Origin of the sequence: Mycoplasma sp. 1654_15 (assembly GCF_012516495.1) — a bacterium.
Lineage (GTDB): Bacteria > Bacillota_I > Bacilli_A > Mycoplasmatales > Metamycoplasmataceae > Mesomycoplasma.
In genome coordinates this window covers 773950-790210 of the sequence record NZ_CP051214.1, presented here as the reverse complement: position 1 = coordinate 790210, position 16261 = coordinate 773950, and the positions used below count along the sequence as shown (strand labels likewise).

The 16261-nt window shown below is 26.1% G+C and carries 14 protein-coding genes; 10 read left to right on the top strand and 4 right to left on the bottom strand.

All coding sequences use genetic code 4. The annotated features are described in order from the left end of the window. Window positions 1-17: 17 nt before the first annotated feature. Genes HF996_RS03365 through ligA form a run of 4 tightly spaced genes read left to right on the top strand, consistent with a single transcriptional unit; the run spans window position 18 to window position 4715 of the window. The gene (locus HF996_RS03365) at window positions 18-818 is read left to right on the top strand and encodes an energy-coupling factor transporter ATPase (protein WP_168910630.1); all 801 of its coding nucleotides are present in this window, start codon (window positions 18-20) and stop codon (window positions 816-818) included. Continuing rightward, complete coding sequence (locus HF996_RS03360; RefSeq protein WP_168910629.1) at window positions 809-1723, top strand: ATP-binding cassette domain-containing protein; 915 nt, start codon at window positions 809-811, stop codon at window positions 1721-1723. The genes HF996_RS03365 and HF996_RS03360 overlap by 10 nt, the downstream gene beginning before the upstream one ends. Then, window positions 1713-2672, top strand: coding sequence for an energy-coupling factor transporter transmembrane component T family protein (locus HF996_RS03355; protein WP_168910628.1), 960 nt, complete (start codon window positions 1713-1715; stop codon window positions 2670-2672). Before HF996_RS03360 ends, HF996_RS03355 begins: the two co-directional genes overlap by 11 nt. Before the next feature lie 21 nt (window positions 2673-2693). Further along, on the top strand, window positions 2694-4715 hold the full coding sequence (gene ligA / locus HF996_RS03350) for an NAD-dependent DNA ligase LigA (protein ID WP_168910627.1): 2022 nt from the start codon (window positions 2694-2696) through the stop codon (window positions 4713-4715). Window positions 4716-4876: 161 nt separating this feature from the next. Here ligA and gyrA read toward each other — a convergent pair whose 3' ends face one another. Beyond that, window positions 4877-7507: a DNA gyrase subunit A gene (gyrA, locus tag HF996_RS03345; protein WP_168910626.1), complete on the bottom strand. Its 2631-nt coding sequence runs from the start codon at window positions 7505-7507 to the stop codon at window positions 4877-4879. Between the two features lie 151 nt (window positions 7508-7658). Between gyrA and msrA the strand changes: the two genes are divergently transcribed. The 6 genes from msrA (at window position 7659) to rsmA (ending at window position 13178) form a co-directional block, all read left to right on the top strand. Further along, the gene (msrA, locus tag HF996_RS03340; RefSeq protein ID WP_168910625.1) at window positions 7659-8156 is read left to right on the top strand and encodes a peptide-methionine (S)-S-oxide reductase MsrA; all 498 of its coding nucleotides are present in this window, start codon (window positions 7659-7661) and stop codon (window positions 8154-8156) included. A gap of 8 nt (window positions 8157-8164) precedes the next feature. Then, window positions 8165-9424 (top strand): tyrosine--tRNA ligase, encoded by a 1260-nt coding sequence (tyrS, locus tag HF996_RS03335; RefSeq protein ID WP_168910624.1) that lies wholly within the window; start codon window positions 8165-8167, stop codon window positions 9422-9424. Between the two features lie 131 nt (window positions 9425-9555). After that, window positions 9556-10536 carry a ribose-phosphate pyrophosphokinase gene (locus tag HF996_RS03330; protein WP_168910623.1) on the top strand — a complete coding sequence of 327 codons (981 nt, stop codon included), beginning with the start codon at window positions 9556-9558 and terminating at the stop codon, window positions 10534-10536. Continuing rightward, a complete protein-coding gene (gene rsmG / locus HF996_RS03325) occupies window positions 10536-11150 on the top strand; it encodes a 16S rRNA (guanine(527)-N(7))-methyltransferase RsmG (RefSeq protein WP_168910622.1) in 615 nt (204 codons plus the stop codon). Before HF996_RS03330 ends, rsmG begins: the two co-directional genes overlap by 1 nt. A 2-nt stretch (window positions 11151-11152) precedes the next feature. Then, the gene (locus HF996_RS03320) at window positions 11153-12412 is read left to right on the top strand and encodes a TatD family hydrolase (protein WP_168910621.1); all 1260 of its coding nucleotides are present in this window, start codon (window positions 11153-11155) and stop codon (window positions 12410-12412) included. Next, window positions 12405-13178 carry a 16S rRNA (adenine(1518)-N(6)/adenine(1519)-N(6))-dimethyltransferase RsmA gene (gene rsmA, locus HF996_RS03315; protein WP_168910620.1) on the top strand — a complete coding sequence of 258 codons (774 nt, stop codon included), beginning with the start codon at window positions 12405-12407 and terminating at the stop codon, window positions 13176-13178. The genes HF996_RS03320 and rsmA overlap by 8 nt, the downstream gene beginning before the upstream one ends. On the opposite strand, the gene HF996_RS03310 is transcribed toward rsmA, so the two are convergent. Genes HF996_RS03310 through HF996_RS03300 form a run of 3 tightly spaced genes read right to left on the bottom strand, consistent with a single transcriptional unit; the run spans window position 13165 to window position 16253 of the window. Next, window positions 13165-14019: an ABC transporter permease subunit gene (locus HF996_RS03310; protein ID WP_168910619.1), complete on the bottom strand. Its 855-nt coding sequence runs from the start codon at window positions 14017-14019 to the stop codon at window positions 13165-13167. The genes rsmA and HF996_RS03310 overlap by 14 nt on opposite strands. Next, complete coding sequence (locus HF996_RS03305; protein ID WP_254427704.1) at window positions 14003-15013, bottom strand: carbohydrate ABC transporter permease; 1011 nt, start codon at window positions 15011-15013, stop codon at window positions 14003-14005. The genes HF996_RS03310 and HF996_RS03305 overlap by 17 nt, the downstream gene beginning before the upstream one ends. A 1-nt stretch (window position 15014) precedes the next feature. Beyond that, window positions 15015-16253: an ABC transporter ATP-binding protein gene (locus HF996_RS03300; RefSeq protein WP_168910618.1), complete on the bottom strand. Its 1239-nt coding sequence runs from the start codon at window positions 16251-16253 to the stop codon at window positions 15015-15017. Between the last annotated feature and the right edge of the window lie 8 nt (window positions 16254-16261).

The following is a 16261-nucleotide window of genomic DNA, read 5'->3' as shown; positions in this document are numbered from 1 at the left end:
GAAACTAAAGGAAATTTATGATCAAGCTAGAAAATGTCTCTTTCAGCTATTCAGAAAAACAACAAACTTGAGCTTTACAAGATATTTCTCTTCATATAAAAAGAGGGAAATACTATGCAGTTTTAGGGCACAATGGGTCTGGAAAATCAACACTTTCCAAAATTATTTCAGGAATTTATAAACCTCAAAAAGGCAAAGTTTTTATCGACGGTATTGAAATGTCTGCAAAAACTTTACCTGAAATCAGAAAAAAAATAGGAATAATTTTTCAAAATCCAGATAATCAATTTGTAGGAGCCACAGTTGAAGAAGACATTGCGTTTAGCTTGGAAAATAAATGTGTTGATCCCAAAGAAATGAAGGGAATTATCATAGATTTAGCTACAAAAGTTAATATGTTAAAGTATCTAAATAATGAACCTCAATTTCTTTCTGGAGGTCAAAAACAAAGAGTAGCAATTGCATCAATTTTAGCTTTAAATCCAGATATAATTATTTTCGACGAGATAACATCAATGTTAGATCCTAAAGGAAAATATGATGTTGTTAAAATTATTAATGCGTTAAGACAACAAGGAGATAAAACTTTAATCTCTATTACTCACAATATGAATGAAGCTATTTTAGCTGATGAGTTATTAGTCTTTTCACAAGGAAGATTAATCGCTCATGGTGAACCTAAACATATTCTAAATAACAAGGAAATTATAGAAAAAGCGAAAATTGATTCTCCTTTTATTTACAAGCTTTCTTCTTTGATTGAAGGAATTAAGCCAACTTATGATGAAGATGAATTATTGGATGTATTATGCAAATAAAAGCTAAAAATATTGTTAAAATTTTTAACAAAAAACTACCTACTGAATTAAAAGCTCTTAATAATGTTAGTGTAGAAATAAATGAAAATGAATTTATTGCAATCATAGGTCAAACAGGTTCGGGAAAAACAACATTTATTGAACATATGAATGTTTTATTAACTCCAGATGAAGGAAGTGTTGAATTTGTTTATAAAGCTACAAATCCAAAGACAAAAGAAGTAAATGTTGTAACAAACATAGTACAAAAACCCAAGTTTTATCAAAGAAAATTAAAATTTACAAAAGAAATTAGAAGAAGAGTTGGTATTGTATTTCAATTTGCTGAATACCAGCTTTTTGAACAAACTATTGAAAAAGACATAATCTTTGGTGCAGTTTCTATGGGAACTCCAAAAGAAGAAGCTAAAAAAAGAGCAAAAGAGATTATCAAACTAGTTGGGTTAGATGAATCTTATCTTCAAAAATTGCCATTTAACTTATCAGGTGGACAAAAAAGAAGAGTAGCAATTGCTGGTATTCTTGCTATGGAACCAGATATTATTTTCTTTGATGAGCCAACTGCTGGACTAGATCCTGCTGGAACAGATGATATGCTTTCGATTTTAAATAGTTTATACAAAAGTGGTAAAACAATAATTTTAGCTACACATGATTTAGATAATGTTTTAAAATGAACAAAAAGAACAATAGTTTTCAAAAATGGTGAAATTATTAAAGATGGGGATACATTTACAATACTTTCTGATAATCAGTTTTTAAAAGATAACCAAATGATGCCAACCAATTTATTATACTTTGTTGAGAAATTAAGAAAACGCGGTTTAGATATTAAAAATGTTGCATCACTAGAAGAACTAGCAGAAGAAATAAACTTGAAATTAAAAGGTAAATATGCAAATTAATGTAGGAAAATACGTACCACGAGACACTATAATTCACCGTTTAGATCCAAGATTAAAAATTGTTTTTAACATAGTTTTTGCTATCTTATTTTTTGTAATTTCTCATGTTATGACATTGTTGATTTTGCTTGCATTAACACTTGTTTTTTTCTATATCACAACCAAAAGATGAACTGATATAATAAAACTTTTAAAATTACCTGTTTTACTATTTTTATTTATGTTAGTGATTTATGGTTTCTTGATTAACCAAGAAAATGCTAATCAAATTATAGCTTCAGAAACGGAAAAAAACTTAGGCTTTAGTCTTTTAGGTCTTAATACTGAAGAAATTTATGTTTATGTTCACTGAATGAAAGTTTGACAAATTCCAAATACTTCAATCGAGTTTCAAATCGGGACTTTATCACTTGTAAGATCAGTAGTAATTGCGCTCAGAATCTATGCAATGATAATTTCAACCACAATTTTAACCTATTCTACTAAACCATTTTTACTAACTAAAGCTATTGAAGACTTGATTTTCCCACTAAGATTATTGTTTATTCCCACACATATTATTGCAATGATAGTTTCTATAGCAATTAGATTTATACCTACTTTATTATTAGAAGCAAGTAGAATTATGAAAGCACAATCTTCTCGTGGTGTGGATTTTAAAAATGGTAAGAAAAAAGATAAAGCAAAATCAATGATTACCTTGATTATACCTTTATTTGTGCTTTCTTTTTCCAGAGCAGAAGATCTTTCCAATGCTATGGAAGTAAGAGGTTATGATCCTTATGCTAAAAGAACTAAGTATCGTAAAATCAGATTTCAGTGATTTGATTACTTATTCTTATTAGCTTTAATTGCGCTTATAGCTATAGTCATTATTACAGAACAAAACGTTGGACAAATAATGAATAAATTACCATTGTTCTGAAAATATACTAACCAAAAAGTTTAAAAATTTTTTTAGGAATTATTTATGGAAAATAATCAAAAAGACTATAAAAATGAAGAAAAAGAAGCTAAAAAACAAATAGAAGAATTGCGTCAAAAACTTCATTTATGGAATCATCATTACTTTGATTTAGATAATCCTATTGTTGATGATTTAGTCTATGATCAAGAATTAAATAAACTAAAAAAATTAGAAAAAAAATATTTTTATTTATTCACTATAGAAGAAAATAATGCATCTCCAACGCAAATAGTTGGTGCAAAAACTGATGAAAGATTTCAAAAAATAAAACATAGCCAACCAATGCTTTCATTAAATAAAGCTTATACTTTTGAAGAACTGGAAAAGTTTGCTCAAAAAGCTTTAAAAATCTATCAAAATACTTCATTTTATGTAGAACCTAAAATTGACGGAATTTCTATTTCTCTTCATTATAAACAAGGAAAATTTACGCAAGCTCTTACAAGAGGTGATGGCACTACTGGTGAAGATGTTAGTCATAATATAGAAAATATTGATCAAAAATATGTTCCAAAACAAATAAATTATTTAAAAGATATTGAAATTAGAGGTGAAGTTTTTTTAGATCTTCAAAGTTTTAAAAATATGAATTTAGAACAAGAAAAGATTCAAAAACCTTTATTTTTAAACCCAAGAAATGCTGCAGCTGGAACACTTCGTAGATTAGATTCTAAAACTAACAAACTAGCAAATTTAAAAGTTTTTGTATACCAAGTTGTACAACCACAAGAGCACAATTTAGATACTGTGGCAGATAGTATAAAATTTTTGCAAACATTAGGTTTTAATACAAATAATTTAGGAAAACATAAAGAAAATATTCACCAAAGTTATCGATTAATTCAAGAAATTCAAGAAAAAGAAAACAAATTAGATTATGAAATTGATGGCGTGGTTGTCAAAGTAAACGAATTTAAACTTTATGAAGAACTAGGAACTACTTCAAAATTCCCCCACAGCGCTATTGCTTTTAAATTTTCAGATAAAGTTGTTCAAACTAAATTAAAAGACATTTTTGCAACAGTTGGAAGAACAGGAAAAATCACTTACAATGCTGTTTTAGAACCGGTTTTACTTCAAGGTTCTACTATTTCTGCAGCAACTTTACATAATTATAATTACATTAAAGATTTAGCTATAAATACTAACTCAATGGTTTATATCAAAAAAGCCGGAGAAATTATCCCTCAAGTTATTCAATCAGTAGAAAAATTTGAAAAAACTAATTTTGAAAAAATAACCAATTGTCCCGAATGTCATTCTGATTTAATAGATAGTGAAACAGGTATTGATCAGTTTTGTGTTAATCCAAATTGTTTAGGTATTCAGTTAAGAAAAATTATTCACTTTTGTTCAAAAGAAGGTTTAGATATTAAAGACTTAGGAGAGAAAAAAATTGAACTTTTTTGAGAACAAAATTTAATTAGATCTATACCTGATATTTTTAGATTAGCTACTAAAATTGAAGAAATTTCTAAACTAAAATCTTTTCAACAAAAATCGATTTTAAAGCTAATAAATGCAATAGAGAAAGCTAAACATACTACTTTAGATAAATTAATTTTTGCTTTAGGAATCAAGCACATTGGACAAAAAACAGCAAAAATGTTAGCTCAGAAAGTAGATAATTTAGAACAGTTAAAAACCTTTAATTTTGATACTTTTTTAGAAGATAAAGATATAGGTGAAAAAACTGTTGAAAGCTTAAAAAATTACTTCAAAAATGAAGCTAATTTGCAAATTATTAATGAATTAATCCAAGTAAATTTTGAAATAATAAAAGAAGAAACTCACTCCAATATTTTAGAAAATTTATCATTTGTAATTACAGGAACTTTATCTAGACCAAGAAGCCAAATTGAGTCAATTATCCTTCAAAATAAAGGAAAAGTTTCATCATCAGTGTCAAAAAATACATCATATTTAATTTTAGGTGAAAATGGAGGCTCTAAAGAAGAAAAAGCACGTAGCCTTGGTGTTAAAATTCTTTCTGAAAAAGAATTTTTTGACCTTTTAAACAACTAAATTAATTCTTTTTTGATGCATACTAATCATCAACTTAAAAACTATCAGAATTTAATTGTTATTTAAATTTAGTAAATAGAATTATATTATTTTTTAAAATAAACAAATTACAAAAAACTTACTTTTTTAAAAGTAAGTTTTTTTAAATACACTGTTTGGTTTTAAAGTTCATCAATTTTTTCTAGCACTGCAACAGATTGAATAGAATCTTTAGGTTTTAAAGTAATTAATTTAACACCTTTTGTATTTCTAGAAATATCGTTGCATTGTTCTAATGAAGTTCTAATTACTATTCCTTGTTTAGTTAAAATTAAGATTTCTTCATCACCTTTTACACAAGAAATAAAAGCTAATTCACCCGCTTTTTCAGTTTTTAGAGTAATAACTCCTTTACCTCCACGAGCAGTTTTTCTATATTCATCAATATGAGTTTTTTTACCAAATCCTTCTTGACCAAGAACAAAAACAGTTGAACCTTGATCAGTTGATGAAGCACCTACAACTACTTCATTTTCAGCTAGTGCAATTGCTTTAACTCCCATAGATTTTCTAGATAATGATCTAAAGGTTTGATTATCAAATCTAACTGATCTACCATTAGAAGCTCCGATTATGATTTCAGATTCTTCAGTAGTAATAAACGCAGTTAAAAGTTCATCATTTTCCTTCAAATTCAAGGCAATTAGTCCATTTTTTGAAATTCTTTTGTATAGAGATAGACTTGTTTTTTTAATAATTCCAAGTTTTGAAACTGTTACTAAATATAAATTATCATCTTCATAATTTTCTTGAGTTACAAGTAGAGAAACAATATCTTCGTCTTTTTCAATAGGAATTAAATTAATGAAAGGAATACCTTTTGATTGTTTTGTTAAATCAGGAATTTGGTGTGTTCTTAGTCTAAAAATCCTTGCTTTTGAAGTCAAAATAAGTAGATCACTATGTGTACTTGCTACAAGAATATTTTTTAAATTATCATCTTTGTAAGTTGTAGCTGTTGAAGAACCAGTACCACCACGATTTTGCATTCTGTATTCATCTAAGTTGATTCTTTTAATGTAATTATTTTTAGTTAAAGTAAGAACTACTTTTTGTTCCTTGATTAAATCTTCATCCACAATTCGCCCTATGCTTCCTTGAATAATTTCTGTTTTTCTCTCGTCTGCATATGTTTCAATAATTTTTTTGTGGTTATTAACAATGAGTTCAATTAATTTGTCATGTGAGTTAATAATTGAAGTAATTCTTTCAATTTCTTCTTCTAATTCCTTGATTTCTGTAATAAGTTTTTCAATAGCTAAAGAAGTTAGTCTTCCTAAACGCATATCTACAATGGCTTTAGTTTGAGCTTCATTTAAATCGAATCTTTGACCTAATGTAGCTTGAGCTTCAGCATCAGATTTTGAACCTCTAATGATTTTAATTACTTCATCTATGTTTTCAACTGCAATTTTTATACCTAATAAGACATTATGTCTTTCTTTTGCTTTTTTAAGATCAAATTGCAATCCTCTAGTTACAACTTCTTCTTGATGGAGTAGATATTGGTATAAAACATCCTTCAAATTCAAGACTTTTGGTATGCCCTTTACAAGTGCAAGCATATTGATGTTGTAAGTAATTTGAAGGTCGGTTTCTTTGTAAAGTTGATTTAAAATAACTTCAGGACTAAATCCTTTTTTGATATCAAAAACAACTCTAATTCCTTTTCTATTAGTTTCATCACGAACGTCTTTAATACCTTGGATTTTTTTATCTCTAACTAGTTGAACAACTTTTTCAATTATTTGAGGTTTTTTGACTTCATATGGAATTTCATAAACAATAATTTTGCTTTTACCACTATTAAAAGTTTCAATTTTTGCTTTAGAACGAAGAACAAAAGCACCACGTCCTGTTTCATAAGCTTGTCTAATTCCCGCTGTACCTAAAATAGTAGCTCCTGTTGGAAAATCAGGTGCAGGAAGATGTTTTGCTAGTTCTTGAACAGAAATATCTGGATTTTGAGCTAATAAAATAAAGGTTTCAATTACTTCTTTTAGATTATGAGGAGGAATTTTAGTAGCCATACCAACAGCGATTCCGGATACTCCAGAGACTAATAAGTTTGGAAATCTAGCAGGTAAAACTTCTGGTTCTTGCTCACTTCCATCATAGTTTGGGACAAAGTCTACTGTGTTTTTCTTGATATCTTCTACCATTAATGAAGCAATTTTAGACATTCTTGCTTCTGTATAACGCATAGCAGCTGCTTCGTCACCATCAATTGATCCAAAGTTTCCATGTCCATCAATTAAAGGATATCTAAGAGCAAAATCTTGAGACATTCTAACCATTGAATCATAAACTGAAGCATCACCGTGTGGGTGGTATTTACCTAAAACATCACCAACAATTCTGGCTGATTTTTTATAAGCTACAGAATGTGTGATTCCAAGTTCATTCATACAGTGTAAAATCCTTCTATGCACAGGCTTTAAACCGTCTCTAACATCAGGAAGAGCACGTGAGATAATAACTGACATTGCATACTCTAAAAACGAAGTTCTAACCTCTTCTGAAATGTATTTAGGTACAATGTTGTCAACTTCTGTTTCAATTAGTTGAGAAGATACTTGGAATCCTTCTTTGTTTTGCTCTAATTCTTCTTCATCTTCATCAACTTCTTCTTCAGAGTCTTGACTAAAAACAGTTTTTACTTCATCATCGTAAACTTCATAATCGTTTTCTTTGATTTCTTTTTCTTCATTTTGATTTATTTTTGATTCTTCATCATCATTTTTGAAATACATAATTTTCCTATAAAAACCTTTATTATAATATTTTAAAATTATAACAAATTATTATTATATAATTAACAAATACAGCCAGATTTTAAAAGAAAATTAGTTAAAAAATAAGAATAATTTAAAAATCTTAAGTTTTTAAAATTAAGGAAGCAAAATGGTTAAAAAAATATATTTAGCAGCAGGTTGTTTTTGAGGAGTAGAAGCCTTTTTCCAAAGAGTAAAAGGTGTTTTAGAAACTCAAGTTTGTTATCTAAACGGAGATAAAGAAAATACAACCTATAAACAAGTATGTTCTGGTTCAGGGCATGTTGAAGCTCTTGAACTCATTTATGATTCTTCTATTTTATCTGAGCAAGAAATTTGAAATTTATTTCTAAAAATAGTTGATCCTTTTTCTTTAAATAAACAAGGAAATGATGTAGGTCTTCAGTATCGTATCGGGTTTTATTCTAATGAAGAACAACTATTAAAAGTGTTTCAAAAATTTAATAATTCCTTTGAAAATGAAGCAAAACGTCAAACAACAATTGAATTTTTACCAATTAAAAATTTAACAATTGCTGAAGAATATCATCAAAAATATTTAGATAAAAATCCTACTGGTTATTGCCATGTAGATTTAAATTCTGTACCAAAAAATTTAAAAAAATAAAGGAAATTATGAACAAAAAAGAACAACTATTAAAAGAAATAAAATTAAGAGGCATCTTAAAAGAAATTAGTGACGAACAAAAGCTATTAAATATGAAGGAAAATGAAGGTGTTTATGTAGGTTTTGATCCAACTGCCACATCCTTACATTTAGGTAATTACATCCTTATTAATTTACTTCAACGTTTTCAACAAGCCGGAATCAAAACAATAGCAGTTCTCGGGGGAGCTACAGGTATGATTGGAGATCCTGCTTTTGTTTCTAAAGAAAGAGTTTTACTTTCTAATGAAGCTATTATTAAAAATAAAAATTACATTAAAACACAATTAGAAAGATTTAATTTACAAGTTTTTGATAATTTTGAAATTTACAAAGATATGAATGTTTTAGACTTTCTTCGTGATGTAGGAAAAAACGTTAATGTAGCTTTATTATTAACTAAAGATTCAATTGCTTCGAGAATAAAAACTGGACTTTCTTTTACAGAGTTTTCGTACCAACTTATTCAAGCTTGAGACTTTAAATACTTATTTGATAAATTTAATATTGTAGGGCAACTCGGTGGTTCTGATCAATGAGGAAATATTGTTCAAGGTCTTGATATGATTAAAAAAACAAGTTTGAGTGACAAAAATAATTCACCTTGCTTTGCTCTTACAACCGAATTACTAACTGATGAAAATGGAAATAAATTTGGAAAAACAACATTTAATGGTGATGCTTTATGACTAGATCAAGAACTAACTTCTGCTTTTAAACTTTACCAATTTTTATTTAATTTATCAGATTTTCAAGCTGAAAAAGTTTTAAAATGATTATCATTTAAACCTTTTACAGAAATTGAAAAAATCCTTCAAAAACATAGCCAAAATAAGAAAGATAAGTTCTTACAGCACCAAGTAGCAGAAGAAATTACCTTAAATATTCATGGGCAAGATGCTCTTGATCAAAGTTTAAAAATTTCAAGTTTATTGTTTAATAATTTAAGTTTCGAATCTATCGAACAAAAAGATTTAGATGTTCTAGCCAAATCTATTGATAATTTTGAAGTAAAAGAACAAGATTTTGATTCTAATAAATTAATTGAATTAAAAATCTTGTCTTCAAAAAGAGAACTTAATGAGTTTATTCGAGATTCTGCTTTGCAAATAAATGGAGAAATTATTAAATCACAAGAACAAATTGCTTCTAATTTGAAGAAAAACTTCGATAAATTATTGATTAAAAAAGGAAAAAAATCTTTCTTTATAATTTCATTAACAAAATAAATATTTTGAAAATCCACATTAACTTAGTGGATTTTTTATTTTCTATTTTTTCTTATATTATGAATTAAAAAAGTAATATAATACAAAGTAATTATTAATAAACAAGTTATAAAAAAGTAAAGAGGAAAAAAATGATTGTTGAAAACAAGAAAAATGTAGTTTTATTTGGAATGCCAAACTGTGAAAAACTTGCACAAAAAATATCAAATATTTTACAAATACCTTTAACACAAATTGAAAAAACAAAATTTGCAGATGGAGAAGTTCTTCTTAAATCAGCAGAAACTATAAGAAATTCCACTGTATTTGTTGTAGCAAGCACACATAAACCTGTGCATGACAACATAATGGAATTGTTGATTTTTATAGACTCATTAAAAAGAGCTTATGCAAGAGATATTATTGTTATTTTATCTTATTTTGGATATGCAAGACAAGATCGAAAATCTACTGGTAGACAACCAATTACAGCAAAATTAATTGCCAACTTATTAGAGACTGCAGGAGCAACAAAAATCATTTCAGTTGATCTCCATAATCCTTCAATTCAAGGATTCTTTAACATTTCAGTCGATGAATTAAGAGGACAATATATTCTGGCTAAAAAAATCAGAGAAAAAAATAAAGCATACACAATTGTTTCCCCAGATCATGGTGGAGCTGTTAGAGCTAGGTTGTTAGCCGAGCTATTAAATGAAAATACTAAAATTGCAATTATTGATAAAAGAAGAGTTGGAACTAATCAAATCGAAGCTCACGGAATTATCGGTGATATTGAAGCAAAAGATACAATAATTATTGATGATATTATTGATACTGGTGGAACAATAATTAAAGCAGCTGATTTGTTAAAAGAGCATGGTGCTAAGTCAGTTACTGTAGTTGCAACACATGGTTTATTTTCTAAAGGTTTTGAAGTTTTTGAAAACTCACCCAATGTTGATAAAGTTATAATAACAAATTCAGTAGATAATTCAGAACTACAACAAAAGTTTTCTAAATTAGAAGTAGCTTGTTTATCTGAATTCATAGCAGATGCAATTAAAGCTTGTGTTTATTCAACTTCTATTTCTTCCATTTATACTCATCTTAAGGATGATTTGAAGAAATAATGCTTGATTTTAAAGAAAAAACAAGGCAATTAGTCAATAACGAACAAATATTTTGAAAACTCGAACAATATGTAAATTTGATTGAAGAAAAAAATAAAGTTATGAATTTAACAGGCTTTTCAGAAGATCAATTATGAAAAGAAGGAATTTATGAATCTATTATTTGTCTTCAACCAATTATAAAAAATAATAAAAATTCACAATCTTTACTAGATGTAGGAGCAGGCGCAGGCTTCCCCTCAATTCCATTTTTAATTTTTAATACTAGTATAAAACTAACTATTATTGAAAAACTCAAAAAAAGATGTAATTTTTTAGAACTTGTTAAAGAAAAATTAAATTTAGACTTTGAGATTATCAATGATTCAGTTTCTAATTTAGATAAAAATTTTGATTTTATAACTGCAAGAGCTGTAGGTAGTATAAATTTTTTATTTAAAATCACAAAAAAGCTTCAAAAACCAACAACTTCTTTTATTTATATAAAAGGTCCAAAAGTTTTTGAAGAAATTTTAGAAGCAAAAAATGCATTAATTAAATTTGATTATAAAGTAGAAAAAATAAATTCTGATATGGATAAACAAATATTTATATTCAGAGCTCAAAAGAAGTAAATATGAATTGACAATTTGTAAAACCCACTCCAAAATATAGTTCAAAATACGAAATTAGCTTCAAAAATGAAGCTAATTTATTTCCTTCAATTTCAAAATTAACAAAAGATAGTTTTAAAATTTATGAATCTAATGACAAATTATTTTGAGAATTTTTATTAGTTGATGAAGATAATGAATTTAAAGAAGTAGGAGCTTATTTAAATATAGTTAAAGAAGAAAAACAAGCTTTTTTTACTATAAATATAAAAATTAATTCTTTACTAAATGAAGAAAAATGAAGCATTTTAATTTTTGAATATATCCATTGCTTTTTTCAAGAAGTTTTAAAGTTCGAACAAAAATTAATTAATTTAAAACTAGATTCAAAATTTTTTAATTTAATAAAAAATGACTTTAATTTTCAAGAAGTTACCAAGCAAAACGAAAAATACTTAGTTTTACTTGATACAAAAATCAGTTATAGTTTTTCTGATGTACACACTCACCCATTTTTAGAATATTATTCCGAACCCAAACAAGAAATTGAAGAAAATATTAAAAATAACCTAAAAACATTGTTTTTAATTGGAACTTCTTGAAAAGATAATGAAGAAATTGTTTCTTATTTAGATAAGCAAAAAAATTTATTCGCATTAATAGGAATTCATCCAAATAATGTTCAAAAAGAAGACAATTATGAACAATTGGAAGAACTTTTACTAAAAAATTCCAATGTTGTAGGAATTGGAGAAGTTGGTTTAGATCTTTATTATGAAGAAAGCCCAAGCCTTGATCTACAAATTCAAAGTCTAATTAAACAAATAGAAATTGCTAAAAAATATGAAAAAACAGTTATGCTTCATATAAGAGAAAATGCGAATGAAAAAGATTTTTTCTTGTTTAAACAGATAAAGAAAATAATTACAAATTATCTAGATGTTAACTTTATTTTTCATAATTTTTCAGGTAATTTGGAAATATATAATGAATTTAATAAGTTTTCAAATGTCTTTTTTTCATTTTCAGGAGTGATTACTTATAAAAATAATAAAGAGGCTAGAAAAATTTTAGAAATTATGGATTTAGATAAATTATTATTAGAAACAGATGCTCCTTATTTATCTCCTGAACCTACAAGATCTCTTTGACCAAATCACAGTTATTGCATAAAGCCAAGCTATAATTTAATTTCCAGAATTAGACAAATCAGTTTGCTTACACTAACCTCTCAAATTAACAAAAATATAGAAAGAATTTTTAAAGTAAAACTTTATGAATAATATAAAAGCCAAAAAGAAGTATGGACAAAATTTTTTAAAAGATAATTTTATAATTCAAAAAATTATTGAACTAGCAAATCCAGAAAATCAAGATATACTAGAAATTGGTCCAGGTTTGGGAGCTATTACAATTCCTTTGTTAGAAAAAGCTAAGTCTTTATTGGCTTATGAAATAGATGCAGAATTAATTGAAATTTTAAAAAACAAAATTACAAGTTCAAAATTAGAAATCAAAAACGAAGACTTTTTAAAAGCAGATTTAAATTTTAATGAGTCAAAAATTCTAGTTGCTAATTTACCTTATTACATTACAAGTGACATTTTGTTTAAAATTTTTGAGAATCTTTCTATGTTTTCGAAAATGGTAATTATGGTACAAGAAGAAGTAGCAGATAGAATTGTTGCAAAAGAAAAAACAAGTAATTTTTCCAAGTTATCTCTTGCTTGTCAGTTAGTTGCAGAAGTAAAAAAAGAACTAAAAATCCTACCATCTAGTTTTGTGCCACAACCCAAAGTTAATTCTGCTTTGGTAACTTTTGAATTTAAAAAAAATCTTGATCAACAAAATATTCAAGAATTTTTTAGTTTTACAAAAAAATGTTTTTCTATGAAAAGAAAAACATTTTATAATAATCTATCTACCTTCATAAATGAAGAAAAAATTAAAAAAATATTTAATCATTTTTCTTTAAATCATAAAATTAGACCACAAGAAATTAGTCTTGAAAATTACAAACAAATATTTGAATTTTTTAAAAACCTTTAGAAATTTGCTTGTTAACAAATGGAGAACAAATTAAATAAGTTAGTAAAGGAATAATTACAGCAACCAATGATGCCGCGGCTTTTAGGTTGTAAAAATTAGCAGATTGATCTTTACTTCCTGCAAAAGTAAATCAAGTAGAAATGGTTTGTTCTTTTGAGGCATTTAGTATAAAAGTAGGTCATAAATAATCATTTCAAGCTTGTATTGAAGAAAAGATAATGATTAAAAAATATGGCATTTTTAAATATTTTAAGTAAACATAAAAAAATCTTTGAAGTAAGTTTAAGTTATCAATCTTCATTAATTTAATTTTATTTTCAGGTACTGAAGACAATATTTTATATAAATACATAAATAAGAAAAATGAAAAAATTTGATTAATAATTAAAGGAAAAATTACGGAATTATTCAATATATTACTTTTGTATAATAAGATTTTATATCCCATATATAGTGAAATTTCTGGTGTAAGAGAAACAAAAATGAAGAATAAATAAAATATTTTTTTACTTAATTTACTGAGTTTCATGAGCCCAAATGATGCTAAAGTATACAATGAAAGTCTTAAAAAATTTATTAGCAAAACACTTAACATTGAATTCTTAAAACCATTTAAAAATAAATCATCAAGCACTTCTTTTATATTAGTCCACAAACTATCTTTTGGAGTTAAATAAACATTTGTAGACAACGTTTCACTATTACTTAAAGAAGCTTGTACTATTAAAAAATAAATAGGAAAAAGAACTAAAATAATAACAAAAGTAATTAAAGAGTATTTCAAAAGTTCAAATATTAGTTTATAACCAATATACAAGTTTTTATTAGCTAATAGTTTCATTTTTTCCTCCTTTTAATAAATGCAAAATGAATTTTCAACCTTTAGAAATTCATTTAATATATAACTTTATAAATTTTCAACGCATTAAAAAGACAGATAAAAGAAGAAAACACAAGTAAACAAAAGAGAAAAATGAAGCAGCCATAGCTAAAGAAGGATTAGCACTTACAGTAATTTTGGAAATAATATAAGAAGCGAGTGTGTCTCCGTGATAATTAGATAAATCTTTACTTCCTATTAAAACTTGAGGATATAGTAAAGCAGCAAAAATAAAGTTAGTATAAGCTATGTTAAAAATAGTAATTTTCATTTCTGGAAAATACAAGTTTTTAACCTTATCAACCATACTCAAAGAATCAATTTTTATATTTTTACTATATTTAAGGTTAATTTTATTAATTGCAAAACAAAATAGTACTGCATTAAATGGGATAGCTCTTCAAAGCTGAAATAAACATAACAAAATTATTAAAGGTGTTCTTTTATTACCGCTTACAAAGTCATAATTTCACTTTAGTAACACACTTAAAACATTTCTGTCTCCAAATAAAAGAACAAAAGCTACACTGATAGCAAATGCAGAAATAAAAAATTGTGAATAAAGTGCAGTTATAAAAATGTTTCTCGAAAGTTTTGACATTAGCGAGGATATAACTAAAGCAATCGCAAAACCTAAAATAATAGCAATAGGAGAAGCAATAAAAAATAATATAGTTGAATTTTTAATACTATCGTGAAATCTATTATCTGCCATCAAACTATGATAGCTACCAATTCCGATATGTCATTTTATTCTACTATGTTTTTCAAAGTCTTTCAAGGAATAAAAAAACGCATTAAATAAAGGATAAACAGAAAAAACAATTAAAAAAATTAACAACGGGGCAATAAGTGTAAAACCCTTCCAATTTTTCTTAATACCAGAAGAGATTTTTTTAAAAGTTTCTTCAGAAAATGAAGACAATTTAGCAAAATATTTACTTTTTTTATTCATTTTATCTTACCCTCTGACCTAAAGCATCAAACTTTAAAATATCTTCATCTTTTATTTTTAAATAAACAATAGAATTCACTTCAAAATTAATGGTTTGTAAAAATTCTAAGTTAGTTGCTTTTGTACTATTTATACTTATTAATTTATATAGTATAGATTCTCCAACAAGCTTTTTAGATTGTATTTTAAAAGGTAAATATCCTTCTTTTTCTTGGCTAGATACTAAAATTTTGTTAGATCTGACATAAAAATCAATATCATTTTCAGTCTTTAAATAATTAATTTCTGGAAAGCCTAAAAATTTTGCAACAAACAGGTTTGTAGGATTATTATATAGTTCTTCAGCACTGCCAAATTGCATAATTTTTCCTTGATTCATAACAGTAATTTGATCACTAATTTTTAAAGCGTCAGTTTGATCATGTGTTACTAAAATTATTGATAAATCAAATTCATTTTTAATTTTTTCAAGTCAATTAATTGTAGATTCCTTGATTTTAGCATCTAACGCAGCAAAAGGTTCATCCATAAAAATTAATTTTGTATTTTTAATTATAGCTTTAGCAAATGCAACTCTTTGTTTTTGCCCACCACTGATATTACTTGCTTTTTTATTAATTATTTCTTCAATTTGAAGTTTTTTTGCTATAGGTAAAAAAGACTTTTTAAAGAATTTATACAAATAATTATTTTTGAGTAAAAACAGAAATAAACTTTTATTTTTAAAGGATAAAACAAGTAATTTAGAAAGAATATGTAAATATAATAACTTACTATATAAAACTTGGTGTTTTTCTATATGAATACATTTTTTCTTGTAATTTTCAAAATCATTATCTAAATTTTGAACTTGTTTTTGCTTCAAATTTGAAGCAAAAAACTTATTTTTTACTTCGCTTCAAAAATTAAATCGTGTTTCTGACTTTCATCTTGAAGAATTTTTTGCACTTAAGTAAACATTTTTAAAGACACTTATTTCTTCATAAAGGTTATTATCTTGCATAATAAAACCAAAATTAGAAAATTCTGGGTCTTCATTTATAAGAATTTTTCCTTCTTTTGGCTTCAAAAATCCTATTAGTAAGTTCAAAAAAGTTGTTTTTCCCGAACCTGAAGGACCTAATAAAGTAATTATTTTATTTTTTTGAAACACTAAATTTTCAATGTCTAATGAAACTTGTTTCTTGTCATACTGAAATTTTAAATTTTCAATCTTAATTAAAAAATCTGTTGAGTTCATAATTTAGG